The 26,643-nt window shown below is 40.8% G+C and carries 30 protein-coding genes; 16 read left to right on the top strand and 14 right to left on the bottom strand.

Going from position 1 to position 26,643, the window contains the following annotated elements; all coding sequences use genetic code 11:
* The first annotated feature begins 14 nt into the window (after positions 1–14).
* The 4 genes from AC04Q1_RS06605 (at position 15) to AC04Q1_RS06590 (ending at position 4,206) form a co-directional block, all read left to right on the top strand.
* Positions 15–1,568 carry a PKD-like family lipoprotein gene (locus AC04Q1_RS06605; protein ID WP_478363005.1) on the top strand — a complete coding sequence of 518 codons (1,554 nt, stop codon included), beginning with the start codon at positions 15–17 and terminating at the stop codon, positions 1,566–1,568.
* Positions 1,569–1,585: 17 nt separating this feature from the next.
* Complete coding sequence (locus AC04Q1_RS06600; RefSeq protein WP_478363003.1) at positions 1,586–2,686, top strand: redoxin domain-containing protein; 1,101 nt, start codon at positions 1,586–1,588, stop codon at positions 2,684–2,686.
* 57 nt (positions 2,687–2,743) lie between these two features.
* Positions 2,744–3,166, top strand: coding sequence for a hypothetical protein (locus AC04Q1_RS06595; RefSeq protein ID WP_478363001.1), 423 nt, complete (start codon positions 2,744–2,746; stop codon positions 3,164–3,166).
* A 170-nt stretch (positions 3,167–3,336) separates the two neighbouring features.
* A complete protein-coding gene (locus AC04Q1_RS06590) occupies positions 3,337–4,206 on the top strand; it encodes a S1 family peptidase (RefSeq protein ID WP_478362999.1) in 870 nt (289 codons plus the stop codon).
* A 383-nt stretch (positions 4,207–4,589) separates the two neighbouring features.
* On the opposite strand, the gene moaCB is transcribed toward AC04Q1_RS06590, so the two are convergent.
* The 11 genes from moaCB to AC04Q1_RS06535 form a co-directional block, all read right to left on the bottom strand.
* Positions 4,590–5,498, bottom strand: a complete 909-nt coding sequence (gene moaCB, locus AC04Q1_RS06585; protein WP_478362998.1) for a bifunctional molybdenum cofactor biosynthesis protein MoaC/MoaB — start codon at positions 5,496–5,498, stop codon at positions 4,590–4,592.
* Position 5,499: 1 nt separating this feature from the next.
* Positions 5,500–5,943: a molybdenum cofactor biosynthesis protein MoaE gene (locus AC04Q1_RS06580; protein WP_478362996.1), complete on the bottom strand. Its 444-nt coding sequence runs from the start codon at positions 5,941–5,943 to the stop codon at positions 5,500–5,502.
* 2 nt (positions 5,944–5,945) lie between these two features.
* Positions 5,946–7,049 (bottom strand): ThiF family adenylyltransferase, encoded by a 1,104-nt coding sequence (locus tag AC04Q1_RS06575; protein WP_478362994.1) that lies wholly within the window; start codon positions 7,047–7,049, stop codon positions 5,946–5,948.
* A 5-nt stretch (positions 7,050–7,054) separates the two neighbouring features.
* A complete protein-coding gene (locus AC04Q1_RS06570; RefSeq protein ID WP_478362993.1) occupies positions 7,055–7,288 on the bottom strand; it encodes a MoaD/ThiS family protein in 234 nt (77 codons plus the stop codon).
* Positions 7,289–7,292: 4 nt separating this feature from the next.
* A complete protein-coding gene (locus tag AC04Q1_RS06565; RefSeq protein ID WP_478362991.1) occupies positions 7,293–7,790 on the bottom strand; it encodes a molybdopterin-binding protein in 498 nt (165 codons plus the stop codon).
* A 1-nt stretch (position 7,791) separates the two neighbouring features.
* Positions 7,792–8,532: a sulfite exporter TauE/SafE family protein gene (locus tag AC04Q1_RS06560; protein ID WP_478362989.1), complete on the bottom strand. Its 741-nt coding sequence runs from the start codon at positions 8,530–8,532 to the stop codon at positions 7,792–7,794.
* Between the two features lies 1 nt (position 8,533).
* Positions 8,534–9,712 carry a molybdopterin molybdotransferase MoeA gene (locus AC04Q1_RS06555; protein WP_478362987.1) on the bottom strand — a complete coding sequence of 393 codons (1,179 nt, stop codon included), beginning with the start codon at positions 9,710–9,712 and terminating at the stop codon, positions 8,534–8,536.
* A 6-nt stretch (positions 9,713–9,718) separates the two neighbouring features.
* The gene (moaA, locus tag AC04Q1_RS06550) at positions 9,719–10,699 is read right to left on the bottom strand and encodes a GTP 3',8-cyclase MoaA (protein WP_478362985.1); all 981 of its coding nucleotides are present in this window, start codon (positions 10,697–10,699) and stop codon (positions 9,719–9,721) included.
* Entirely contained in the window at positions 10,696–11,286 is a 591-nt protein-coding gene (locus AC04Q1_RS06545; RefSeq protein WP_478362984.1) for a nucleotidyltransferase family protein, read from the bottom strand. Before AC04Q1_RS06545 ends, moaA begins: the two co-directional genes overlap by 4 nt.
* On the bottom strand, positions 11,287–12,402 hold the full coding sequence (locus tag AC04Q1_RS06540; RefSeq protein ID WP_478362983.1) for an XdhC family protein: 1,116 nt from the start codon (positions 12,400–12,402) through the stop codon (positions 11,287–11,289).
* A gap of 238 nt (positions 12,403–12,640) precedes the next feature.
* Positions 12,641–12,871: a hypothetical protein gene (locus AC04Q1_RS06535; protein WP_025142808.1), complete on the bottom strand. Its 231-nt coding sequence runs from the start codon at positions 12,869–12,871 to the stop codon at positions 12,641–12,643.
* Between the two features lie 157 nt (positions 12,872–13,028).
* Between AC04Q1_RS06535 and AC04Q1_RS06530 the strand changes: the two genes are divergently transcribed.
* The 3 genes from AC04Q1_RS06530 (at position 13,029) to msrA (ending at position 14,471) form a co-directional block, all read left to right on the top strand.
* On the top strand, positions 13,029–13,211 hold the full coding sequence (locus AC04Q1_RS06530; RefSeq protein WP_316848273.1) for a Sec-independent protein translocase subunit TatA/TatB: 183 nt from the start codon (positions 13,029–13,031) through the stop codon (positions 13,209–13,211).
* Positions 13,212–13,328: 117 nt separating this feature from the next.
* The gene (msrB, locus tag AC04Q1_RS06525; protein ID WP_478362981.1) at positions 13,329–13,805 is read left to right on the top strand and encodes a peptide-methionine (R)-S-oxide reductase MsrB; all 477 of its coding nucleotides are present in this window, start codon (positions 13,329–13,331) and stop codon (positions 13,803–13,805) included.
* A 6-nt stretch (positions 13,806–13,811) separates the two neighbouring features.
* Positions 13,812–14,471 carry a peptide-methionine (S)-S-oxide reductase MsrA gene (gene msrA, locus AC04Q1_RS06520; RefSeq protein WP_478362979.1) on the top strand — a complete coding sequence of 220 codons (660 nt, stop codon included), beginning with the start codon at positions 13,812–13,814 and terminating at the stop codon, positions 14,469–14,471.
* An 8-nt stretch (positions 14,472–14,479) separates the two neighbouring features.
* Here msrA and AC04Q1_RS06515 read toward each other — a convergent pair whose 3' ends face one another.
* Genes AC04Q1_RS06515 through AC04Q1_RS06505 form a run of 3 tightly spaced genes read right to left on the bottom strand, consistent with a single transcriptional unit; the run spans position 14,480 to position 16,803 of the window.
* Entirely contained in the window at positions 14,480–15,271 is a 792-nt protein-coding gene (locus AC04Q1_RS06515) for a molybdopterin-dependent oxidoreductase (protein WP_478362977.1), read from the bottom strand.
* A complete protein-coding gene (locus AC04Q1_RS06510; RefSeq protein WP_478362975.1) occupies positions 15,255–15,974 on the bottom strand; it encodes a cytochrome b/b6 domain-containing protein in 720 nt (239 codons plus the stop codon). The genes AC04Q1_RS06515 and AC04Q1_RS06510 overlap by 17 nt, the downstream gene beginning before the upstream one ends.
* Before the next feature lie 37 nt (positions 15,975–16,011).
* Positions 16,012–16,803: a DUF1223 domain-containing protein gene (locus tag AC04Q1_RS06505; RefSeq protein WP_478362973.1), complete on the bottom strand. Its 792-nt coding sequence runs from the start codon at positions 16,801–16,803 to the stop codon at positions 16,012–16,014.
* Positions 16,804–16,932: 129 nt separating this feature from the next.
* On the opposite strand from AC04Q1_RS06505, the gene AC04Q1_RS06500 reads away from it, so the two are divergent.
* The 9 genes from AC04Q1_RS06500 (at position 16,933) to AC04Q1_RS06460 (ending at position 26,347) form a co-directional block, all read left to right on the top strand.
* Positions 16,933–17,532, top strand: a complete 600-nt coding sequence (locus tag AC04Q1_RS06500; protein WP_478362971.1) for a sigma-70 family RNA polymerase sigma factor — start codon at positions 16,933–16,935, stop codon at positions 17,530–17,532.
* 1 nt (position 17,533) lies between these two features.
* Complete coding sequence (locus AC04Q1_RS06495) at positions 17,534–17,800, top strand: zf-HC2 domain-containing protein (protein WP_478362969.1); 267 nt, start codon at positions 17,534–17,536, stop codon at positions 17,798–17,800.
* A gap of 60 nt (positions 17,801–17,860) precedes the next feature.
* Entirely contained in the window at positions 17,861–18,124 is a 264-nt protein-coding gene (locus AC04Q1_RS06490; protein WP_478362967.1) for a hypothetical protein, read from the top strand.
* 53 nt (positions 18,125–18,177) lie between these two features.
* Positions 18,178–18,759: a peroxiredoxin family protein gene (locus AC04Q1_RS06485; RefSeq protein ID WP_478362965.1), complete on the top strand. Its 582-nt coding sequence runs from the start codon at positions 18,178–18,180 to the stop codon at positions 18,757–18,759.
* Between the two features lie 309 nt (positions 18,760–19,068).
* Positions 19,069–20,484: a prolyl oligopeptidase family serine peptidase gene (locus AC04Q1_RS06480; RefSeq protein ID WP_478362963.1), complete on the top strand. Its 1,416-nt coding sequence runs from the start codon at positions 19,069–19,071 to the stop codon at positions 20,482–20,484.
* 46 nt (positions 20,485–20,530) lie between these two features.
* A complete protein-coding gene (locus tag AC04Q1_RS06475; RefSeq protein ID WP_478362961.1) occupies positions 20,531–20,830 on the top strand; it encodes a hypothetical protein in 300 nt (99 codons plus the stop codon).
* The gene (locus tag AC04Q1_RS06470; RefSeq protein ID WP_478362959.1) at positions 20,830–21,936 is read left to right on the top strand and encodes a sialate O-acetylesterase; all 1,107 of its coding nucleotides are present in this window, start codon (positions 20,830–20,832) and stop codon (positions 21,934–21,936) included. Before AC04Q1_RS06475 ends, AC04Q1_RS06470 begins: the two co-directional genes overlap by 1 nt.
* Before the next feature lie 121 nt (positions 21,937–22,057).
* Positions 22,058–23,857 carry a right-handed parallel beta-helix repeat-containing protein gene (locus AC04Q1_RS06465; protein WP_478362957.1) on the top strand — a complete coding sequence of 600 codons (1,800 nt, stop codon included), beginning with the start codon at positions 22,058–22,060 and terminating at the stop codon, positions 23,855–23,857.
* Positions 23,858–23,947: 90 nt separating this feature from the next.
* Complete coding sequence (locus AC04Q1_RS06460) at positions 23,948–26,347, top strand: glycoside hydrolase family 95 protein (RefSeq protein WP_478362955.1); 2,400 nt, start codon at positions 23,948–23,950, stop codon at positions 26,345–26,347.
* Positions 26,348–26,643 lie beyond the last annotated feature (296 nt).

Raw genomic sequence — 26,643 nt, 5'->3', positions numbered from 1 at the left:
CTATCAAACATAACATGAAGATCAATATAAAAAACTATAAGTTAGTTGGCACTTTGCTATGCATGGTGGCCACAATGCTGCAAAGTTGTACTAAAGATGAAAGTAATGAAGGGCTTACACCGATCAATACCGTATTGATCAGCGATCCGCTTTCATTAACCAATATCACCGTTTTTCAGGGCGACACCCTTAAATTAAAGCCTGCATTAACCCTAAGCATGGCGGAGAAAATAAATAAACTTCAGTTTTCCTGGTTAGTATACAATAGCAATGGCGCCATCAGTTTAGCTTCTCCGCGCACTCAAATATCCGATCAGTATGAGCTCAAATATCCAATAAAAGGCGATCCCTTTATCCTTGGCGAGCCCTATGTACTGCGCTTACAGGTGAAAGACACTGAAACAGGGGTAAGCTCGTATTTTAACTACCGGGTTACGATCGGTAATAAATATGGAAATGGCTGGCTCGTGCTTGAAGATCAGGCGGGAAAAGGCGATATGTCGTTCATTTTTCCCGATAGTACAGTAGAACACCAGATTTATAGCAGTAGAAATACTACGCCTTTACTTGGCCCGAAAAAGCTGGAATTAACCCCTTTTGTGGTCACGGATGATATTTCTGCTGTTGGGAAAAGGCTGTATATCCTTGCGGAAAGCGGAAGCCAGGAGTATAATTATTTAACGATGGTTAAAAAGTTCGATTACAGCTTTGAGTTTTTTAGTGCGCCGGGTATCATCAAACCGCAAGTAATGACCTGGCTTTCCACCACGTCTGGAGCTACACGATCACCAAACATCGGTATTGTAATCAACAATGGAAAAGCACATTCAAACCTGGTGGGCGGTTTTCCGGGCGTGAAAAAATGGGGAGATATTGCTTTAAACGATCAGGGCAATACCAATTATGCTCTGGCACCGTACACCGCTGGCGGACCAAATGTAGCCTCTATTGTTTATGATAACACCGCACAGCGTTTCTATACCATTATTGCCTTTAGTGCCACACCTGCTGCAGGATCGTTAACACCACTGCCTGCAAATGCAAGTTCGCCTGCCTTTGATATGAACAATGTGGGTATGACGATGATTTTTCAGGATTCGGCCGATGTGGTGCATAACTACAATGCCATTATGAAAAGCGGAAGTGATGCTTACCTGTTGCGCTTCAAAACTATCAATACCAGTACAGCAACCCCAAACCTATCGGTGAGCAAAACCTTGATGAACGCACCGGGTATTTTAAATTATACTGCTGCTGCCGGTTCTACCAATACCGGACACATTTATTATAGCAATAACAATGTATTATCCAGATATGAAACCGGATCAAATACCATTGTAGAAACTTACAGTTTCCCCGCCAACGAACAGGTTACGGTAGTTAAGTATGCCAAATACAATTTTAACGATAAAGATGCAGTTAAAAAATCCCGCCTGGTTGTAGGTACCTGGAATGGTACCGAAGGCAAGCTTTATTACTTTGCCATTAGTCAAACAGGGGCCATGGGCGAACCCACCAAACAATTTACCGGCTTTGGGAAAATTGTTGATGTAGCTTATAAATATTAATCTAAAACCTTAAAAAAATGAAATTATACAATACAACATTCAAATCGATCTTATTCAGCGCTTTATGCCTGATCGGATCAACTGCTATCGCGCAAACTGCGGGTACCTATCAGATCAGCGGAAAATTAGACGGTCTTGGTAACAATAAGGTTTTTTTAAGCACCTCTTACGATAATAAAAATATAACCGATTCGGTTGTTGCACAGAACGGAAGTTTTACTTTTAAAGGAACGGCTCCCGGTACTTTAATTTATGCCATCCGCGCAGAAAAAAAACATCTGGTATTGGCTGTTCAGCCTAATGAAAAGGTCGTGATTAATGGTAGCCTTGCAAAATTGAATGAAGTTTCGATTACTGGAGCAAAAGACCAGCACATCTGGCAGGAGTGGACTAAAGGCTGGCAAACGATAACAGCCCGGGCCGGGCAATTATATAAAAAGCTGGATAGTTTAGGTAAGGATGGCGATCGGACCTATGTTGATGCTGAGTTTAGTAAACTAAATCAAAGATTAGTGGATTCAGTGGAAGCAATGGTGAAAAAATACCCATCTTCTGGGGTCACACCTTATATCATCATCGATAGGTTTATCAATTACCCAAACCTGGAAAAAGCAAAGAGTACCTACGCAGCCTTAACAACAGCAGGAAAAAATTCTGTTTATGGAAAGGAAATCGCGGCATCTTTAGCCATTAGCGCTAAAACGGGAATTGGTGTAAAGCCTGATTTTACCTTGCCAGATCGCGATGGGAAAAACGTGACGCTTTCCTCTTTAAAAGGAAAAGTAGTATTGGTCGATTTTTGGGCAAGCTGGTGTGCACCATGTCGTAAGGAAAATCCGAATTTGGTAAAAGCTTACGCCAAGTATCATAACAAAGGTTTTGAGATAATCGGTGTTTCTTTGGATAATAAAAAAGATGCCTGGCTGAAAGCAATTGAGGCGGATCAGTTGGGTTGGATGCATGTTTCTGATCTTAAAGGCTGGAAAAGCGATCTGGCCGCTGAATATGGTATTAAATCAATCCCAACGAGTTTCCTGGTTGATGCATCAGGAAAAATCATCGCAAAAGATTTAAGAGGTGATCAACTGGATAAGAAATTGGAAAGCATTTTGAAATAATGGTTGATGTCTGAATTACCTAATCACCCCAATTTGGTGTGATTAGGTTCATCGCTGATGCTTTTAGCTAGTCTATCGAAGCTTTTAGGTCCGACGTCGGAGCTTTTAAGTGGCCGATCGAAGCTTTTAAGTGGTGCATCGATGCTTTTGAGTGGCGAATCGATGCTTTTAGGTGGTGCATCGGAGCTTTTAGGTGGCCGATCGGAGCATTTAAGTGGTGCATCGAAGCTTTTGAGTGGCATGTCGATGCTTTTGAGTGGCGAATCGATGCTTTTAGGTGGTGCATCGGAGCTTTTAGGTGGTCGATCGGAGCTTTTAAGTGGCAAGTCGATGCTTTTGAGTGGCGAATCGATGCTTTTAGGTGGTGCATCGATGCTTTTAGGTGGTGCATCGGAGCTTTTAAGTGGTCGATCGGAGCTTTTAGATGCGTTATTGATGCTTTTAGCTCGATTACCGGATCTTTTAGATCCTGAATCTTAATTAAGGATTACAAATCCTGGCTAATTAAAATCTCATATAAATTTGTCAGGTTGAGCTTACAGAAGAATCGGGGCAAATAGTCGAAACGCTTTATAAGATATTGAAGTTCGTCCTTCCACGGGCTCAGGATGACAATTATATATTGATGATACAATTACTTTTTATAGGGCATGAAAAATAAATTAAGCATTAAACTGATCACCATCTTTCTTCTTTCGGCTTTGGCTTCTACCGGCTTTGCCCAGATTACAAAAGTAGAGAACGAAATGGGGGCGATTAGTTTCGATCGTGTAGCACCTTTGATTAAAGAATTAGCACAAAGTGGTGCTTACCTGAAATCGGCCGATGTAGCAGGCCAATTGAACAAAACAGTCAATACTAAAATTAAAATAACCCCTATCAAACCTTCGAAAAAGGAACTTTCGGGTAAAGAGATTTACCCAAGTTTGAAACTTTCTACTTTGGTGTTGATCTCGAGTGGATTGCGTGCAACGGCTGTTATATTGGATGAGGATGGTATATTATTAACCAATTATCACGTATTGGAAATGTTTGGTGATACCCTAAGAAAGAACAATCAACCCATGTTCGCCATGACGAGTGAGGGTATCTTTTACCCCATTACCCGGATTTTGGCCTGCTCAAAAGTAAATGATCTGGCCATTGTTAAAATAGGTAATTTAGGAAAGCTTAAACTGAATGCGGTATCCCTTGGAGATACAGCCCCGGAAGGCGCGGACATTTACGTTATGGGACATCCCGCACATATTACCTACTTTTTTAGCAAAGGAATTGTTGCCCGGAATTTTATCCGAAATCCATCAAACCAAAAAGAAGATGAAGATTTCAGAATGGCGGTAACGGCCGATTACAGTTTAGGAATGAGCGGTGGGCCAATAGTAGATAGCAGTGGAAACCTGATCGGTTTAGTTTCTTCGGCCCTGGCTTTGTATGGAAATCCACAACAAAAGGTTAATCCTCAGATGTCCTTTAAAAATGCGATTCCGGTAATTGCCATTAAGAGATTGCTGGCGGAATAAATTTTAGCTTAATATATTGTTGGTCCGGATTTATCATCCGGACCTTCTGTGCTGCGGATTTTCAATCCGCATTTTTGACTTATATCTTATTTAAGGATTACAAATCCTTAGCTCTTGAGACGGGATTGCAAATCCCGACTAACTGTATTCAAGGTTGGTGGCTCACCAACCTAATAATTGGATGCTGGATTTGCTGGCGAGCCACCAGCCATGGGAGTGGGGTTGCTGGCGGAATAAATTTTAGCTTAAATATATTGTTGGTCTGGATTTATAATCCCGACCTTCCGTGCTGCGGATTTTCAATCCGCATTTTTGACTTATATCTTATTAAGGATTACAAATCCTTAGCTCTTGAGACGGGATTGCAAATCCCGACTAGCGATTTAATGTTTTTCTCCCTTTATCACCTTAAACAAGTGCAACACTTGTGGAAATAACGCATCCATACTTTCTTCTACGCCTCTTTTCGAACCTGGGAAGGTAAGCACCAAAGTTTCTCCGATAAATCCTGCTACACCGCGCGAAAGCATGGCATAGGGCATACGTTCCTGCCCATAACGGCGGGTGGTTTCCATAATGCCTTCAATGTTCCGGTCGATTAGCGGTGCAATGGCTTCAGGCGTTACATCGCGTGGCGAAAGCCCCGTTCCTCCTGTAAAAATAATCAGTTGATAACCACTTTTGCTTAACTCGCTGGCCTTATCCCTGATGATATTCAGCTCATCAGGTACGATTTCATATTTTTCGGCATTGATGTCCCATTGTGTTAAATGTGAGACAATCGCTTTTCCTGAACTATCCTGTGCTTTATTTTCGAAAACAGCATCTGAACATACCACAACTGCAGCTTTTATTTCGGGGAACCTCGCGTTTTTAAGGTCTGATTTTCCCCCAGATTTTTTCAGTAACCTGATATTTTCAATCTCAACGCCTTTATCAATTGGCTTCAGCATATCGTATATCGTTAAAGCCGTTACCGAAGCGCCATGCATGGCTTCAACTTCAACACCCGTTTTGTAAATGGTATGTACCTCTACGGTAATGATAATCGTTAAACCCACAATTTCGTAGGTAATAGCTGTATATTCTATTGGGAGCGGGTGGCAATCAGGGATGACATCGCTGGTTTTTTTTACACCGAATAAGCCTGCTGCACGGGCAAATTCAAACACATCACCTTTGGGTATTTTACGTTGCTCAATGGCATCAATAGTTTCCTGTTTCGATGCCTTAACGGTAGCAGTTGCAATAGCAATCCTTAAGGTGTTGGATTTTTTTGTGATGTTTACCATTTTATGTATTTTCTTTCCATTGGTGTGTTTCGTCTTCGAATATTTCTTTGCCCCATATCGGCAATTCTGCCTTTAAACGGTCTACCACTTCGCTGCAAGCCTCAATTGCAGGTTTGCGGTGCGCGGATGAAGTAAAAACAAAGAGGCAGATTTCGCCAGCTTTTACCGTGCCCAAACTGTGATGAATATGCATACAGTTTAGCGGGTATTTCGCGAAAATATCTTCCCTGATCTGGTGCATTTTTTTGAGCGCAAGCTCTTCATAAGCGGTATATTCGATTGCAGCAACAAATTTGCCTTCAATTTCATCCTTTCTCACCTGGCCCATAAATATACTGTGGCCCCCAATCGCTGTTTTACTGCTGTGTTTGGCGATGCTCGCGGCTATAAAAGCAGGTTCTATCCGGCCGTTTACAAATATATTTTTTATCTTCTTTTCGCTCATATTTATGATCGGAGAAAATGATCTCTCCACTTTACAATGCCACCTTTTAAACTGTATATTTTTTTTGCATCACCATATTTTTCCTGCAATGCCTCAGCTGCGGCTACACTTCTGATTCCGTGCTGGCAGATTAAAACCACGTGTTTTTGGTAAAATTCCTTGCTCATAAAAGCACCAAACTCCGACATTGGTATCTGTGTAAAAATCTGTTTATCCAATACCGGCAGTTCGTGTCTTTCGCGTACATCTATTAAAATAACTGACTCTAGCTGTTGAATTTTAACCAGTTCGCTGGCATCAATTTCTATATATCCCTGTGGTCCTTCACTGGTATCCTGATAATCCATATTTAAAAATTCATCAACAGTTTTGGGTAGGGTGTAACCTCCGCCATGACTGACGTTGATGGTATATTGTTCTTGTGTAAGTAAATTATAATTTAATATTTGATTGCTGAGGGGCTGCCCGATCCCCGCAATTAATTTAATAGTTTCTGCTGCGGCCATTGTACCCAGTATGCCAGGTAATACGCCTAAAACACCATTTTCAGCACAATTTGGTATTTCACCCTTATCTGGTGGAATGGGGAAAATATCACGATAATTGGTGCTGGGTAAATAGTCTGGTGCGTTAAATATGGCCAACTGACCTTCGAAACCTGATACAGCAGCAAATATGAGCGGCTTATTGAGTAGGGCACAGGCATCGTTAATGAGGTATCTCGATTCGAAATTGTCAGTACCATCCAATATGTAGTCGTATCTGGATATAATATCAAGGATATTGTTTTTTTGCAAACGGATCGGGTGGCGGATAATTCCGATCTGGGTATTCATTTCCTGCAGGCGCTTTGCCGCAACCTCAACTTTTAACTTTCCGATATCGGTCGTGGTAAACAAAATCTGCCTGTGCAGATTGGATAGAGAAATGGTGTCGTCATCAACAATACCGATATGGCCGATTCCGGCTGCTGCGAGATACTGTAATGCCGGGCAGCCCAAACCGCCTGCACCGATTACCAGCACCTTTGCCCTTAAAAGCAGTTGTTGTGCTTCCTCTCCAAATCCTTTCAGGATGATCTGCCTATTATATCTTTCTGCACTCATATCGTTTATCCCCCAGAAAAAGGCGGCATTATAGCTATTGTAGCATTGCTGGTGATTTCGGTATTCTCCTGAACGATGTTTTTGTTCAGTGCCAGTTTGTACTTCATGCCTTTTAAAGCAGGAAACTGATTTTCGAGATATTGTTTAAAGGCATCAGTATCCGAAATACCATCAACATCAATTTTTTGATTGTTGATAAACTCGGCAATTTGGCCAAAACTGATCATTTTGATTTTCATGCGGCTAATTTACCTGTAAGATGCTGATTTTACTCAATCCTTTTACAAATCTTCTTCCTGTAGCAAAATCGCTTGGTGTAATAATGGCAATATTTCCTTTTTCGGCCTTGGCAGGATCGGCATCGTAATCCTGTAAGACCAATATTTGATTTCCTGTTGGTGAATTAAATATTTCGTTCCAGGAATACACTACTTTATAGTTATCCGTTGCGGTAAAAACAAGGTAGTATTCGCTAAGTGTTTTCGGCGAAGCAGCATCGATCTCTACTTTGGCCAAAATGTCTTTTAAAAGTACGCCCTTGATATTTTTAATACTGCTTTTACGTTGCAGCAAGTGGTTGAAAATTGTCATGCTATCCAATCTAACGGTTTTGTAAGCACTTAAATTATCTAAAGTGATTGTTAATGGCGTTTTAACTTTTCCTTCGATAATAAATTGCTTGCTTTCTTGGGCTTTTGCGGTAAAAGCTAAAAATAATAGGGCGATAAGGGTGTATTTCATATTATGCATGTGTAAATAATAATTTATAAGCAGCCAGTGCCAATACACAGGCCAGCACGTTTTTTAAAACAGTTTGCGGGAATTTTAAAGCACCAAAATAAGCACCACAGATGCCGCCAACAAAAGCGACCCCAACATAGGCGAGCATATGGCTGTTAAACTCGAAACCTTTGATGAGCTGACCGCCCAAGCCCGCAACCGAATTTACGAAGATAAATGCAGCACTAATGGCCGCAGTTTGTTTTTGATCGGTCCATTTTAAGAGTAACAGGATAGGTGAAAGGATAATGCCACCGCCGATACCGATCATGCCCGAAAGTAAACCGATTATGCCTCCAATGGCTAGCGATAAGGAAATGTTTGATGGTTTAAAATCTTTTGGATCGGTGTTTTTAAAAAAGAAAAAACGGATAACCGGAATAAGTAAAAGCAGGCCCAAAATCTTTTTATAAATGGAACTTTCGATCGCCATCATGCCACCAACAAAGGAGAGCGGGATAGAGGCAAGCGCAAAAGGCCAAAAGGTTTTCCACTTAAAATGGCCACCACGGTAAAACTGGATAAAGGAAGTGGAAGAAACAAACAGGTTGAGCAATAATGCAGTAGGTTTCATCACCGCAGGTGAAATGGCAAAAATAGCCATCAATGCCAGGTAACCGCTGGCCCCACCATGCCCTACAGAAGCATATAAAAAGGCTACAATAAAGAGTAGGCAGTAAAATAAGATAAAACTTTCTTGCATATTAGTTTGGTAAAATCATTACAGTTAGGGTATCGCCTTTTTCGAAGTGTTCTTGTGTTTCGTTGAGGCAGATCAGGCAATTGGCCTGCGCAAAAGAACTCAAGCGGTAAGACTCCTGGGCGCTCAAGGGCGTAACTTTCCCGTTTTCATATCTCCCTTTCAGAAAGTGCGCCAGTCCGGCAGGTTTGCTATAGGGGTGGGTAAGTTCGGCCTCGACCTCCATTACACTGTTGTTTTTAAGGGATAAAGATTTAAGCGCCGGCAACACATAGTTATAGTAACAGCTGAGTACGGATGAAGGGTTGCCCGGAAGACCAAAGATTAGTTTCTGATCTTTTGTGCCGAAAAACAATGGCTTACCAGGTTTCTGTTTTACTTTATGAAAAATCTTTTTAATGCCGCAATGCGTTGCTGCTTCGATTACAAAGTCGTAATCGCCTACGCTCACTCCACCTGTTAACAACACTAGATCACTGCTTTCTACTGCGGTTTGCAATATGTTTTTAAGGATATCTAAGTCATCATCGGCTTCGTAAATCACTATCTGTTCAATGTTTTCCTGTTTTAGGGCTGCGGAAAGGGAATAGGAGTTTGATTCGTATACCTGTCCAAACTCAAGCATTTTTCCAGGCTGTTGTAACTCTTTTCCGGTTACAATAATGGCAACCTTTGGCATTGGATAGACACTTAATTTGTTAACGCCAATTCCGGCCAGAAAACCGATGGCTGCGGGACTAAGTATGCTGCCTTTTTCCATGGCTAAAGCTCCGGCTTTAACTTCAGAACCTTTATCCCTTACATTTAAAGCCAGTTTTAAATTTGGATCCTGTATACTGATTTTTCCGTTTAGCCGCGTAATTTTTTCCTGCATCACCACCGTATCGGCACCTTGAGGTAGTGGAGCGCCTGTAAATATCCGACTGGCTTCGCCCTTTTGGATGGTGATATTGGTTGCTGTTCCAGCGGCCATTTCGCCAACTAAAGTGAGTTCTTTTTCGTGATCAGTAAACTTTAACGCATAACCATCCATTGAGGATTGACTAAATGCCGGAATATCGTATTGTGCGTAAATATCGGTAGCCAAAACATGCCCTGAAGCCTTTGCCAAGTCTATTGTTATGGGATTTAGTGCTGTTATATGTTGAGAAATGAGGGCTTTTGCTTCTTTAACGCTGATCATGAAAATTTATCCTCCAATGGTAATCATACTTCTGTTTTGAATGGTAGTGGTATCGATTTTTTCGAAATCGGGTACCAATTGCCCACCCAGTGCTTTCTTTTTACTCCAAATGGCCGATTGGATTAATGGCAATACTTCTTCACCTTTCCTTAAGGCGGTAAGCAGATCCGTTTCACTATCAGAGAACAGGCAGTTCTTTATTTTGCCATCAGCAGTTAAACGCATGCGGTTACAAGTGTCGCAAAAGGGGTTGGTCATGGTGCTGATGATGGCAAATGAACCCTCGTGCCCGGGGATCATGAAACTTTTGGCAGTATCATGCGGTTCCCCTTTAACGGGTAGAACAGCAAAATCCTTTTCAACGGCCGCCAGTATTTCATCTAAAGAAAACATTTTGTTGCTCGTCCATTTATTGCCGCTAAAGGGCATAAATTCAATAAACCTGATCTGAATGGGGTTGTGCTTGGTCCAGGTGATGAAATCATTGATTTCGTTATCATTAAGGCCTTTCATGACCACCATATTTACCTTCACCTTGATTTTGTGCTGTAAAAGTAATTCAATGTTGCTGCGTACCTGATGGAAAACATCCCGCCGCGTAATCATAAAAAACTTTTCAGGCTGTAGCGTGTCAAGACTAATATTAATGGTTTTAATGCCTGCTTCTATTAATATCGGGAGCATTTCAGCAATGCGGGTCCCATTGGTGGTGATCACCAATTCGACCGGAAGTTTACCTAACGCAGCAATAATCTCGGCTGCATCTTTTCTCACCAAAGGTTCACCACCGGTAAGTCTGATTTTTTTTACGCCATTGGCCACAAAAATTTCTGCCAGTTTAATAATCTCATCGGTTTGCATGAGCCTTGAAGCTGGGGTAAAGTCGTAATCTTCTTCCGGCATGCAATAAAAGCAGCGAAAATTGCAGTTATCAGTGAGCGATATCCGCAGGTAATCGTGTATTCTTCCAAAAGAATCTGCTATCATTGCTGACTAATTAAATTGTTGTAATCTGTTTCCGTATCAATATCAATTTCTCCACCTTCGAAAACTACAGTTTCTACATCTTGAGGATACTCTTTTAATATCTTTTTTGCTCCGTCGGCACCTTTGAGCAATAAAAGCGCTTCAAAATAATCTTTTTTGAATAGAACAGGTGTCCCAACCGTTTCGGCATATTTACTGGCAATGATGTTTTTACCGGTTTCTGCTTGCTTTTCGATTAAGTTCTTAAAGTTAATCATTTTAATAAAAACCTGGTCGGCGACAGCAATAATGATACTTTCGATTTCGCTGTCATTTTTGATGATCGTCGAAAGTCCGGCCACAATGCCCGATGCCATTCCGTTTTGCCAGTTTTCATTGATTACGAAACTGACCCAATCATTTTGATGCTTGGCGGCTATTTCGTCCGCATTTGCACCCAAAACTACCACAATTGGTTTACAATCTGTTTTTAAGGCTTCGTCTATCACGCTTTGCAATAGTGTTTTTCCTTTATAATCTAAAAGTTGCTTTGGTCTTCCCATTCGTGAAGAACTGCCTGCTGCCAATATGATGATGCCCGTTTGCATTTAGTTATTGGTTAATCCGTAAACGTGGATCGGACTCTTTTTCTCTTTCAGGAAAGTTGCCGAAGCACCTGTAAAAACCGATTTGATCTCTGCCAGAATAGAAATGGCAATTTCCTCAGCTGTTTCAGCACCAATATCCAGTCCGATTGGTCCGTGAACCCGTTTTTCATTTTCGGGTGTTGCTAATTCCAATTCATCTAACATCCGAAGCAGTTTTTTCTTAGGACCTAGCGTTCCGATATATGGTGCATTTGTGTCCAATAAATATTTAAGCAGTTCCAGGTCATAATTGTAATTGTGCGTCATCAGCACAAAGGCCGTTTGCTCATCTATATGCACTTGAGCCAACACATTTGCGGGTTTACTGACCAGTATGCGGGAAGCGTTTGCGAAACGTTGTGCGGTGGCGTGGGTAGGTCTTCCGTCAACTACGGTCACCTCCCAGCCTAAAAGGTAAGCCATTTCGGCTAAAGGTTGTGCATCATTGCCTGCACCGGCAATAATTAATGAAATAGGAGGCTGGATAAACTCCAGAAAAACATCAACCTGTTGATTGCCAGTGGCGTAAACTTTAAAGGCAGTTGTTTTATTGGTGAAAACCGCTTCTGCATCTTTAATGATCTCATCCTGAATGGCTGCAGGAACTTTTGATTGTATAATCTCACGCTTAAATAGCAGGCTTGTGCCCAATTGTTGTTTATCCCTCAAAGAAAAAAGCGTTGCCAAGACCGCAATTTCTCTCGTGCTTTGCAATGCAATTAAAATCGATATTGGATTTAAGTCATCTTCTTTGATAATGGGTTCGAACAGGATATGTACAATGCCGTTACAACCCAACTGAATACCAAATTTGGCATCATCTTCGTCTGTAGTATCGTAAGTAATCAGTTTGTTTTCTTGCTGTACAATTGCTGAAAGTGCTTTTCTGAGCGCATCTCCCTCTAAGCAACCACCACTAATAGCACCCGTTAGCTGGCCATCTTCGGTGATGAGCATCCTCGCACCTGGCCTGCGGTAAGAAGAACCCTCTACCTTAACTACCGTAGCCAGAGCCGTTTTCTTCTTTTCCTTCGTTGCCTTTTGGTACGCCTTGACGATATCGGTAATTTCTTTCATTAGGGATTGATGCAATAGAAAGGCAATTTAACGATAATCTATCAGAAAATGATAAGAAAGAGGAATGATATGAAGGTGGGTTTAATTTGTTCAGTCAGATGTTACCATCTGACTGATTAATAAATATAATCTTAATGAAATGCAGTACGATTAAATTAGAGATGAAATGCTGTGTCAGATTGTAATATCTGACACCATTAAAAGATAAATTTTCCCTAGGTAAACCGTTTTTACATGCTTAAAAAGGCTCCGAATGGAAAATTTCCAGATTAATGCAGCGTAAACCAATACTGTTAAAGAGTTCGGTTATTTCTTTTGTCCAATCTCTTGGCGAATCTACGCGCAGGATCTTATCGGAATCCCACAGATCGATGTTCCATTTGATTTCCTTGAAACGACTGTTTAACAGCGGGCTAATTTCATTTAACTCGCTATCTGAGGATACATTTGTTTTGAAAACGGCTATCATAAAGAAGAATTTTAGGTTTGTTATCAGCAGTAGACGTACAACTTTAAAAATTACTTTAAATAGAAGCAGATTTTTTTAACTATTTTAAATGTTGCGGTCAAAGAACCAAAGGCCTGGTTTATGCGTAAGTGTAACATATCCATAAATTAAAAACAAAATGTTGAATACAACCATCGCTGCCTTGCTTGGAGGCCCTGAAATGATCCTTGTCGGAGTTGCTGTTTTATTATTGTTCGGCGGAAAAAAAATCCCCGAATTAATGAAAGGCCTGGGTAAGGGCATAAAAGAATTTAAGGCAGGTCAGGAAGAAGAAAAACCTGAAGTGCCAAAGAGCGTTTAATTTCTACTTTTCATCTGCATTTGCTGATTCGATAGGTATTCAATTTTAAGTTTAACTCATTTGTAAGGATTTTCCTTGCCATACGACTAAAGTAATATGAAAATGTTAAAATTATTGATGATACCACTCCTGGCACTCGCGCTGAATGCCTGTAGCCAGGGTAAAACAACCGGAATAAAAATGGACAGCAAAGTCAGTTTGTATCCAGAAGCTAAACCTGCTGTTTATTGGGAAAAAATACTTTCTGCAAATGCGTACGAAATTATGGTAAACAGCGGAACGGAAACGCCTTATAAAAACCCTTACTGGAACAACCATAAAAAAGGGACTTACGTAAGCGCTGCAACCGGTAAACCATTATTTACTTCGGATACCAAATTCGAATCTGGCACAGGCTGGCCTAGTTTTTTCAAGCCGATCGATCCAAAAGCCATTAAAATCGTAAGCGATGCCTCTGATGGTATGGTGCGCGATGAGGTGGTAGAGGCCGGTACGGGTTTACATTTAGGCCATGTATTTGATGATGGACCTGAGCCAACTGGTAAACGGTACTGTATAAATTCTTACGCATTGAAGTTTATTCCTGCTAAATAAGCTGCCATGATGAAAAGGAATAATATATGGCTACTTGGACTGATTTTTCTAAGCGCTTGTGCCAATGGCCAAAATCATAAAAGTGAAAATGCTTTTGCAAAATTACCGGTTGCAAAGCCTGGTGAAAAAGTAGCCACCTTTGCTGGAGGTTGTTTTTGGGCACTTTCAGAAGGACTTGGTGAGCTCAATGGTGTGAACGAAGTGGTTTCAGGTTACGCCGGAGGTACCGTTAAAAATCCAAGCTATGAAGAAGTTTGTAGCGACCGTACCGGGCATGCCGAATCTGTACAAGTGTATTACGATCCTAAAGTGATCAGTTATACCGAACTGGCAGAAGCCTTTTTTTATGCGCACGACCCTACAACCTTAAACAGACAAGGACCCGACGAAGGTGAAGATTACCGATCTGTAGCTTTTTACCGAACGCCTGAAGAACAACAGGAACTAAAAGCCGTAATTGCCAAGGTAAATAGCAGCCATCATTATCCCGATGCAATTGTAACAGCGGTAATGCCGATTAAAGTTTTTTATCCGGCAGAAAATTACCACCAGGATTATTATAAGCTCCATCCCGGCGATTCGTATATTCAAGGTGTATCGGTACCCAAAGTGATGAAACTTAGAAAAAATATGAACGCATATTTAAAACCCGAATTTAAAAGATAATGTAATTTTTATAAACCTGAATAGTAATCATAACCCTGTTCTGCCCAGTAATCTTTTGGTCTGCTGTTGCTAAAACTCATGGTTCCGATTCTTTTCAGATTTTTAATGCCATACTTAACGGGCACTATGAGCCTCAAAGGAGCTCCATGGTCAAGACTGATCGGCTTGCCGTTCATTTCATAAGCCAATAGCGTTTGCGGATGCAGGATACTTTCTCGTTCCAATCCTACATAATACGCTCCATTGGGTGTTTCCAATCCCATATATGGTTTTTGGGCCGCTTCCTCAAGCTTAAAATGTGCTAAAAAATCACTTAGTTTTACACCTGCCCAGTGTTGGATTTCGTCCCAGCCCTCTACACATTTAAAATCGTAAACAATTTCTGTTTTGGGCAATGCTTTTATTTCTTCGATACTAATGTATTGGATTTTCTGGTTGTTGAGTTTTACCTTGAGTTTCCAATTGCGGACATCGAAGTCTTCATCGTCTTCAATACCAATCAGACTGTTTACCCTGGGTGTTTTAACAGCATAAGTTATCGGATAAGTTTTAACCAGGTGTTTGTTGCTAAAGAAATTGCGGAAAAAGAGCTCGGTTTTATTCAACGCTCTGCGCAAAGGTGCCCTTGTACCTCCTGTAATGCCAGCCGTTTCTTCAGGTGCATCTAAAAGCCAATTCCAGCCGGTAACTGCACCAGCACCAAGCGCCGCGAATGCCCCAAATGATATAAAGGTGCGTCTCCTGATCTTCTGCTCAACCGTTAGCGGAGCCTTAACTTTCTTGTTATGATTTGCTTTCATTCTGATCTTCGGTTTTTTCAGCTATTAAAGGTTCGTGTTTAAGTCGAGGTTGTTCTTCCGCAACTTCAAATCCGGCTACTACCGCCCTGAAATTATTCCATCCGGCAAGCATTACCTGGACAATGTGGATTAAAAAGAAAAATACATAACCAATGGTTAAAGTAAAGTGGAGAATCCTGGCGAAGTGATAACCGCCACATAACCAGCAGAGCCAGTAAAATTGTACTGGTTTGTAAATGGCCAGGCCTGTTGCTACAGAGCCCATGCCCATCAATATGATGGCGGTATAAGCGATGCGCTGTGCTGCATTATATTTCTTCTGCGGTGGAATAGTTTTACGGATATGGAGATCGTGAAGCAATACCAGCCAGGCTTCTTTAAAAGAATATTTGTTTGGTAATAACTCACGCCAGGCACCCGAAAATATGGTATAAAGAATGTATAGCAGCCCATTAATAAAAAAAAACCACATAAACAGAAAGTGAAAAGCCATTCCTTCTGCAAGGCGGCCTGAAATGTGAAAATAATCGTAAAACCATTCAGGGAAAAACTTGATCAGGCTGAAACCAAAAATAGAAATACCATAAGCATCGTTGGCCCAGTAAATAAAAAGTCCGCTCCATATCATCACTGTCAGGACCGGGAAACTAACCCAGTGTGTCCATCGCATTAAAAGCGAATGTTTTTTTTTAATTACTTTCATGCTGTGGCTATTTTTATGGTACAAACGCAAACGAAGATTATTCGGATTTATGACCTAACTCAATGGCTAGCAAGCTGCTTAGACTTGTCGCTTCAGTTATTTTGCCCGTTTTATTGTTTTGTAAAAAGGCAATCAGCTCCGTCGGCTGTTGTCCGTTCAAATGGTTCATCTGCAAATTTACCGACCCACTGCTTTTTCCTCTCAGGGCAAAGGTTTCAAACTGCCTTACAATCTGCACATGCCTTAGCGTTTTGTTTCTATTTTCGCCCTTTAAAACCTGATTGCTTGCTTTTGCCATTACCAGAGCCACTGCGAGCGCGTAATCATCGGTCCGCTGATCGGTGTTATAATTTAGCTTTAGTTTTCCATTTTCGCTTTTGCTGATTGAAACAGCTAAGTTGCCTGTGGGTGCTTTTGCTAACTCTGTTTTAATGCTATTACGAAGCATGTTTCCTTCCGAACCTACAAATTCTTTGCTTCCATTTACCACAACCTGTGGCGTATAAACGGTTTTTAGCCTTAACCAGTCAGCATATTGGTTTTGTCGTGCAGAAAATTTTGCACTGCTAAAACTATCTTTCCAGCCTAGCCTGTCCCAATAGTCTACGTGAAAAGCCATTAAGTATACAGGTTTGTTCTGGTTTTCTTTTTCGATCTCTGCCAATAATGCATCGGCAGGAGGGCAACTGGAGCAACCTTCTGAGGTGAAAAGTTCCACAACGGCAAAATTTGTTTTTGCAAGAGGTTTGGGTGTAGTTTTATGGTCTGCGATAAAGGCCGAACTGAGGAGGTTTATTACCAAAAGAGGGAATGCTATTTTTCTGATCATGATCATCAATTTTAAGCTTAGTCGTTTGAAGTTTGCAATCCTTACAGAAAAAATAAAATAATTTGTAAGGATGCTCTGTACCGCGCGACTAATCAATTAAGCACTATATTTATATAAGATACGAAAAAAATGCAGAACGGAACAGGCAGCGGCCTTGCCGCCAAAAGTCTTCAGTCAGATCCGCTTAGCTGGGTCGAAAAATATGCCGATTACCTCTATGGATTTGCCATGTCGAGATTGAGGGATCCAGATGTAGCCAAAGATCTGGTGCAGGATACCTTTTTGGCAGGATTGCAGCGTTTAGATCGTTTTGAAGGGAACAGTGAGGAAAAAACATGGTTAACGGCCATTCTTAAAAACAAGATTGCCGATTTTTATCGAAAACAATCATCCAGAAGGCTGAGCGATTTAAGGATAACAGATGCTGAAGGCGAACAGCAAGATTTTTTTGATGCCGAAACGGGGCACTGGAATGAAAGATACCGTCCGCAGACTTTTGGTTTAGAGTTAGACAATCCTTTAATGATGAAAGAACTGGGCAGCATATTAAATGAATGTCTGGCCAAACTACCCGGATTATGGTTTTCGGTATTCTCGATGAAACACATGGACGATCTGGCTTCCGAGCTGATCTGCACCGAACTTAAACTCACGGCAGCAAATTTTTGGGTAATTATGCACCGCACAAAACTAAACCTGAGGGCCTGCCTTCAAAAAAACTGGAACTGATATGACGAACGCGCTAAAAAACATTATCTATAATTGTAAACAGGCTACCTTTCTGATCGAAAAAAGAATTGCCGGGAAAATTACAGCTGCAGAAACACTACAATTGCATGTGCATCTTGCGGGCTGTTCGGTATGCAAAATTTATCAACAACAGAGCATCTTAATCAACAGGGTATTCGTAGGCTTTGAAAATACTGATTTTAAACTGGATGAAGCCTTTAAAAAAAACTTAACAGAGCAGATTGAAAAAGAAATCAATAAAAATTGATTTTTCTTGTAAGGTTATAGCAGTTGCTTCGACTAAGCGGTAAATAAAACATATCAAAACATGAAAAATCAAATCTTAAAATCAGCAGGAAAATTGTTTATGGCCGCTTTAGTTGTGGCTAGCCTTTCGTTACCAGGTTTTGCTTCGGCTAATAGTCCCTTACAGGAAAAGATGTCTAAAATGAAACAAGACAAAATGGACAAAAAGAAATCGGACAAAATGGAAAAGAATAAGATGGACAAAATGAAAACCGATTCGATGAAAAAAGCCAAAATGGAAAAATCTAAAATGGCTAAAGGAAAAATGTCGAAAGGTAAAATGTAGAAAAAACCGGGCGGGAAAGTTTGATCTTTCCTGCCTTTTTAAATAAATCTAAAATGAAAAGAGTTATACTATTTGCCGCCTTAATTGTTGCGCTATCCTTTCAGGTAAACGCACAAACAGGATTAAAAGAGGGAGATAAAGCCCCGATGTTTACTGGTGTTGATCAGAATGGGAAAACAGTAAGTTTAAAAGATATTTTGAAAACACATCAATCTGTGGTTTTATTTTTTTACCGCGGACAGTGGTGTCCATATTGCAATAAACATATTAAGGAGCTGCAGGATTCGTTGAGTTTATTGCAGGGAAAAAATGCCAGTGTTATTGGCATTACCCCTGAAAGCAAAGAAAATATCGTTAAAACCATTAAAAAAACAAGTGCCGATTTTTCCATTCTTCAGGATAAAGATGATGAGATTATGAAAGCCTATAAGGTTAATTTCATGATGGATGAGGCCACCTTCACCAAATATAAAGGTTATGGAATAGATTTGGAGGCCAATAATGGCAATAACCGCCATACTTTACCTGTTCCGGCTACTTATGTCATCGACCGATCGGGGAAAATTAAATATGTTCATTTCGATCCAAATTATCAAAAACGGGCATCGGTAAAACTTTTACTGTCGAAACTTTAATCAGAAGATCAAATAAATTTTTGATCAATTGAAAAAACACTCAGTACCCTCATACAACGAGGCTGGGTGTTTTTTTTATGTGCATAAATTCTTTTGCATGGATTTACCGTTAGGTGTTTTATATTAAAACTTTCTTTTATACCTTAGATCATCGTCCCATAATTTTAATTAAAAATATGATTATGGAAAATATCTGTTTAAATTTTGGTGGATCCATCTCCCTAATGGAAGAAACCAATAAAAATTATTTAGAGGTAGCTGTCAATATTCCCTGTTTGTAACGATGTATTTAAGAATTCCAAAAACTATATGCAGATATTAATTAATAAAGGGATCATAAATGAAAAAAAGCTTACAGTTATATTTTTACTGCTTTTAAGCATTTGTACATCCATTTCTGCACAACGTAAGGTTAGGGTTGCTTGCATTGGTTTAGCTGAGCATGGTAAAAATGCCTATCCGGCGCAATTACAGAACATGTTAGGTAATGAATATCAGCTAATAAACTTTGTCCACAGTGCACCTAATGTGCCAAATGATAAAGGTTATTCAAAAACCAAAAGAGATGCGATGGCGAGTAGGCCTGATATTGTAATCATTAACCTGGATGTTAACCATATTAAACCACCAACCGGGAGTAGTTATGGTGAATTTGAAGCGAAGTACAGGGCGTTGATCAGCGATTTTAAGCAGTTGCCTATAAAACCCCGTATCCTATTGTTATCACCGTTACCAGCTTTCCGTGTGGATAGTAATCATATTTCAAACAAAATTCTTTTGGCGAACATTATTCCAATAGTGCAGCAAGTGGCTTTCGACGAAAAACTGGAAATAATCAACCTATACCCATTATTTATAGATAAGCCAGAGCTGTTTCCAGATAAAATACATCTTTCTTCATCGGGCACTGCCCTTGTGGCTTCCCGGTTATATGAAGCGCTTAAGCAAAAGGAAAATAAAGACTTTGATATCTTTTCTGAAATTAAAGAAGAAAAAAAGATCAGTAATTTCTATGGTTTTGAGTGTGCCGATTTTACTTTCAGCGGCAGGAACTGCAAGGTGGTTAAACCGAAAAAAGCAACAAAAGGTAATCCATGGATGTGGAGAGCCCGTTTCTGGGGCCACGAACCACAAACAGATGTATCCCTGCTGGAGCGGGGTTTTCATGTGGTATATTGTGATGTTGCGGAGCTGTTTGGCAATGCCGAGGCTATTGAGTTGTGGAACAAATTTTACAAGCGGATGCATCAATCCGGACTTTCCGAAAAAGTAGTTTTAGAAGGCATGAGCCGGGGAGGGGTATACGTATACAATTGGGCTTTGGCTAATCCGGGTAAAGTGGCTTGTATTTATGCTGATGCACCTGTTCTTGATTTAAGAAGCTGGCCGGGAGGCAAAAGAAATGATGGAGCAGAACAAGCCTGGGCAGAATTTAAACAGGATTATAAACTGACAGAAGAACAGGCTTTAGCCTTCAGTAACAGTCCTTTAAACAATACCGAAAAGATCGCAAAACTGGGTTTCCCGATGTTACATGTAGTGGGAGATGCAGATAATGTGGTACCTGTTGCCGAAAATACCGGCCCTTTTGAGCAAAGAATTTTAGGTGCCGGGGGGAACATTAAAGTAATACATAAGCCCGGTGTAAACCATCATCCGCATAGTTTACAAGATCCTACGCCGATTACTAATTTTATACTCGGAGCTATGGTCATAAATAAGTAATAAAGGGAATAATTAAATAGAACCAACAAAACCAGAATCAAACAAAATGAAAAAGTACTTTTTCTTTCTCTTCTCATTCTTTATCAATTTTTCACTTTATGCCAATATCCAGCTTCCTGGTATATTGAGTAGCGGCATGGTATTGCAACAAAAGGCAAATACCAAATTATGGGGCTGGGCTACGCCCGGTGAAAAAATTAAGATTAACACTTCCTGGGACAATAAAACCATCACAACTTCGGCTGATGGTAATGCAAACTGGAAAGTTGATATTCGGGTGCCACAGGCGGGCGGTCCGTACACAATTGTGTTTGAAGCGAAAATAAAATTGTACTCGAAAATGTAATGATTGGAGAGGTATGGATCTGTAGCGGCCAATCGAATATGGAATGGAGTTACAACCTGGGGATTAAAAGTGTTAAAAATGAATTCGGGCAGCTGAATAAATTGAACATCAGGTTGTTTAATGTGCCAAAAAGAACCTCAAAATCGCCGCAGAACGAGATCAGTAGCAGCTGGGCCGTTTGCGACAGTACTGCGTTAAAGGCCTTTAGTGCAGTTGGTTATTATTTTGGTAAACACCTTAATCAGAATTTAAATGTTCCGATAGGATTAATTAACAGCAATTGGGGCGGTACTCCTGCAGAAGTATGGACGCCCGACGGTCTGGTAGAAAGTAATGATGTTCTAAAAGATGCAGCTGCAAAAAACGAACCTACTGCCTGGTGGCCGGTAGCCCCTGGTTATGCTTATAACGCCATGATTGCGCCAATCGTGAATTACAATATTGCAGGTGCCATCTGGTATCAGGGGGAGAGCAACAAAAACACTTCGGCAAGTTATACCGAGCTCATTAATACCATGATCGGCGCCTGGCGTAAGGCATGGAATACCGAACTTCCATTTTATTATGTTCAGATCGCGCCATTTAAATATGAGAAATATAATGTTGGTGCATTATTAAGAGAGGCTCAAAGCAAAAACCTTTCTACCCCAAAAACCGGAATGGTTGTGGTTTCCGACCTGGTTGAAGATACCTTAAATATTCATCCTTCCAATAAAAAGGATGTAGGTATCCGCCTCGCTAATCTGGCTTTGGCCGAGACCTACCAAGTGAAAAAACCAGGCTATAAAAGCCCGGTCTTTAAATCGTTTACAATAGATAAAAATAATATCATCATTGAATTTGAAAATGCCGAAAAAGGATTAACAATAAAAGGGGAAGCCGCAAAAGAGATTTTTATAGCAGATGAAAATAAGGTGTTTTATCCAGCGAAGGTTAAAATAAAAGGGAATAAACTTTTCGTTTCAAGTAAACTGGTAAAAAGCCCCATCGCTGTACGCTACCAGTTTAGCAATGCAGGTATAGGCAATCTTTTTAGCCATGCAGGTTTACCCGTAGTGCCTTTTAGAACTGATAATTGGGTGGTTGATACCAGTAAGGTGAAATAGTGCATTAGAATTTAATCCAGTGCTGGAACAGGAAAACAAATAATATCTATAGAAATTTCAAAAGACAATTATCTATATTATGCAGACCGCTTAGCACATGGTATCTTGCAAGTTGGATTATATGATGAGAAAATACTTTATTCTGGCGCTACTAAGCTGCTATCTGCAATTAAACGCCCAAACGATTGATGTTAGCCGGTACGGTGCCCGGCCAAACAGTTTTGCCGATGCTACAGCAAGTGTGAAGAAAGCTATAGATGCCACTAAAAATCAGTCGGTATCCGTGTTAAACTTCCCAAAGGGACGCTACGATTTCTGGCCCGATAGTGCTACCGAAACAAACTACTATATTTCGAATACCTCTTCGGAAGAAGAATTTCCGGTGAAAAAACAGAAAGTCGGACTGTACCTAAAAGACTTAAAAAATGTGACTTTAGAAGGAAACGGATCTGTTTTTGTTTTTCACGGTAAAATGATCACCTGGGTAATTGATGGCAGTGAAAATATCCGTCTCCAAAATATATCCATTAACTATGAGCGGCCGGGGATGTCGGAAATGACCTTACAGGAAATTACGCCAACATCAGTTATCGCCAATATCCACCCCGATAGTAAATTTGCCATCGTTGATGGCCGATTGGAGTGGTATGGTGAAAAATGGATCGCTAGAAACCATCACGCCGTACAGGTAAGGCCAAGCCAGGGCACTTTATCATATAGCAGTTGGGAACCTTTTTTAAAAAGCAAAGCGGAGAAAATTGCACCGCTTAAAGTGAGGTTTGCTGGTGATTTTTCGAAATTCGATGCCCAGCCTGGCGATGTATTAACGGTTAGAGACCGTTATCGTGATTATGTAGGCGCCTTTAACAACCGTTCTAAAAATATCAGTTTAAACCATATCAATATGTACTCCATGCATGGTTTAGGCATTGTTTCGCAGTTTTGCGAAAACCTGAGTTACGATCGTGTTTTCATAGCTCCGGAAGCTGGAAGTGGCCGTGTAATTGCTTCTTCGGCAGATGGAATGCACTTTTCGGGATGTAAGGGGCAGATCACGATCAATAATTGCCGGTTTAACGGCCTGCACGATGATCCGGTTAATGTGCATGGTACCCATTTAAAAGTAAGCGAAATCGTATCACCAAACACCTTAAAGTTAAAGTTTATGCACCACCAGAGTTATGGCTTTAATGCTTTTATAAAAGGCGATACGGTAGCTTATCTCCACAGTGCCGCATTACAGATTTTTGACCAGGGTGTAATCAAAACCGCTAAATTAATTTCAGAAAGGGAAATGCTGGTAGAAATGGAAAAACCCTTTTCAGCTAAACTGAAAGTAGGTGATGCCTTGGAAAATGTAACCTGGACACCGGCTGTAAAAATTACGAATTCCAGGTTCGAGGGGACGATCTCGCGCGGAACCCTGATTACCACACGGCGCAAGGTACTGATTGAAAACAATGTATATTACCGTACGGGGATGCATGCCATTTTGATCGAAAATGATGCGATGGGCTGGTACGAATCGGGACCGGTAACCGATGTAACCATCCGCAATAATCAGTTTATCGAATGTGGTTTTAACAGTGCACCAGATAGTTATGCCATTAAGATCAATCCCGAAAGCCGTGAGCTGCTGAAAAATTATTATGTCCACCGAAATATCAGAATCGAAAACAATACTTTTAAACTTTTCGATTCGCCCTTGTTATCGGCTAAAAGTACAAGTGGATTAAGCTTTATCAATAACAAGATCGAAAATTCTGATTTTATGCCTGCTGGTAAAAAACGCCCTGCGTTTAACTTTTTAGCTTGTACAGGTGTGCTGATTAAAGGAAATCAGTTTGGTGCCGAAAAACCTGAAATAGCATTAAAAGAAATGTTTGAGCATGATATTAAATCAGACATTAGGTTTAACTAATGATAATTAAGTTTATGTATTTGCAAAAATCAGCTTATTGTTAGGGCTGTTTTTTTGTTTTATTTACAGCATATTTTATTTCCGAATCAAATGAAGATGAAATTTTGTTTAACTGCTCTTTTAGCTTGTATTTGTACACTTGTTATCGCCCAGGAAAATAACGCGTTTAAACTCTGGTATACCAAGCCGGCAACACAGTTTGAAGAAGCTGTGCCATTGGGTAATGGGCGTTTGGGTGCTATGGTTTATGGTGGCGTGCACAATGAGCGTATTTCTTTAAACGAGGCCACCTTATGGTCGGGCGGGCCGATCGATGCTTCGAAAGTGAATCCAAATGCTAAAAATTATCTCGGACCCATCAGAACCGCACTTTTTTCGGAGAATTACCAAAAAGCCGATTCACTTGCTCATTTTATGCAGGGGCCATATTCTGAAGCCTTTATGCCTTTGGGTAATCTGTATTTTAATTTCAATAACAAAGGTGAGGTTAGCCATTATAAACGGGAACTGGATATTCAAAATGCCATATCAAAAGTAACTTACACCATTAACGGTACTACCTATACCCGCGAAACCTTTGCCTCTCATCCACATCAGCTGATTATATTTAGATTAACTGCAACCGGGAAAGATAAACTTAACTTTTCGTGCAATTTCGATAGTAAACTGCTGGCCAGGAGTTTGGTTAAACAGGGGATGTTGATAATGAAAGGTTGGGCACCAGTACATACCGAACCGAATTATAGAGGGGATATTGCCCATGCCATCGTGAATGATACCACAAATGCCATGCGTTTTGTATCGATGTTAAGGGTTTTAAAAACGGATGGAAAACAAAATTTATCAGATACAACCTTAAAAATTAATAGTGCTACCGAAGTGGTGCTGGCACTTTCTATGGCCACCAGTTATAATGGTATCGATAAAAACCCTGGTTTAGCAGGTAAAGCTGAAAATACGATAGCTGCCGCATATTTCGGAAATGTGGCAAATAAAAATTATCAAAGTATCAAAACGGCACACCTTAATGACTTTAAAAAGTATTTTGACCGTGTTTCCTTGCAGTTGGGTGATACTGAAAATGAGAAGTTATCCACCATAGACAGGCTCAACCGTTTTGCTTCTGGTAAAACCGATAACAGTTTAATTGCACTTTTTTATCAATACAGCAGGTATTTATTGATCAGTTCTTCCAGGCAGGGTGGTTTACCTGCCAATTTACAGGGCATCTGGAACGAAGCTGTCCGTCCGCCATGGAGTAGTAATTATACCACCAATATTAATGCAGAGATGAACTACTGGGGAGCAGAGGCTGCAAACCTTTCAGAAATGCACCAGCCATTACTGGATTTTATCGATAGACTGGTGAAGCCGGGAACGATTACCGCAAAAAACTTTTACGGAACAGGTGGCTGGGTGTGTCACCATAACAGTAACATGTGGGCCATGACCAATCCGGTAGGCGATAGTGGGGAAGGTGATCCGTGCTGGGCCAACTGGCCGATGGGCGGTGTTTGGCTAAGTACGCATTTATGGGAACATTATGCCTTTACCAAGGATTTGGATTTTCTTAAAAAACAGGCTTATCCTTCAATGAAAGGCTCGGTGGAATTTTGTTTAGATTTTTTAACTGCTGACCCTAAAGGTTATCTGGTAACCGCACCTTCAACCTCTCCCGAAAATGTGTACATTACGGATAAAGGATATGTGGGGCAAACCTTGTATGGTAGTACTGCAGATATGGCCATGATCAGGGAATTATTTGCCGATTATTTAAAAACTGCCGAAATATTAAAGGTTGATATGCCTATGCAAGCCAAAGTGAAGCTGGCAATGGCCAAACTGTATCCATATCAAATTGGCAAAGCAGGTAATCTGCAGGAATGGTATCACGATTGGAAAGATAAAGAACCGCATCACCGTCATTTATCACATTTATTTTCAGCCTATCCGGGTTATAGCATTACAACGGCTGCTACACCAGAACTGGCCGATGCAGTACGTAAATCGCTCGAAATGCGTACAAACGAAGGTACAGGCTGGGCCATTACCTGGCGCATAAATTTATGGGCCAGGATGCAAAATGCCGAGCGTGCTTACGATGCCGTAAAAAAATTAATGCGTTTTGTAGGGAAAGATGCCGAAGTGAAATATGGTGGTGGTGGCGTTTATGCCAATTTATTTGGTGCCCATCCGCCTTTCCAGATCGATGGAAACTTTGGTGGTGGGGCTGGTATTTCGGAAATGTTGTTGCAAAGCCACCAGGGTTACATTGAATTGTTGCCTGCACTTCCTGTCGAATGGAAAACTGGCGCCATTAAAGGTTTTGTAACCCGAGGTAATTTCGTGGTGGATATGAACTGGATCGACGGAAAATTAACGGGCGCGAAAATACTGGCCCCTAAGGGAGGGATTTGTAAGGTGAGCTATAATGGGAGATTTAAAGAGATAAATACCCTTGCCGGTAAAAGTTATGAGGTCAAGTTTTAATCAACCTCCGATTAAGCTGATGGCGGCTAATATTTTATGAGTTGGAAGGGGAAGGGCTGTAATTTCCTGGCCGCTTTTACTCGCGCCATTTACTATAGCTTCCATGGAAAAATCGGAGAGTGCCGCTACTGTCGGTTTAGGAACAGAGGTTCTGCACCCTGCAACCGTCCAAATGAAATACCGTAATGGCGATTTAGCCCTGGTGAAGCGTTACCCTGCAGCAACGGGGTATCCCGAACCTTCGGGAAAGTGTAAAAGCAGAACACAGGAACCAATTGACTTAGCTGCAGAACAAT

It is taken from the genome of Pedobacter humicola, assembly GCF_056490705.1.
The sequence above is the reverse complement of the archived record's forward strand: the minus strand, read 5'-3'. Positions and strand labels throughout refer to the sequence as shown.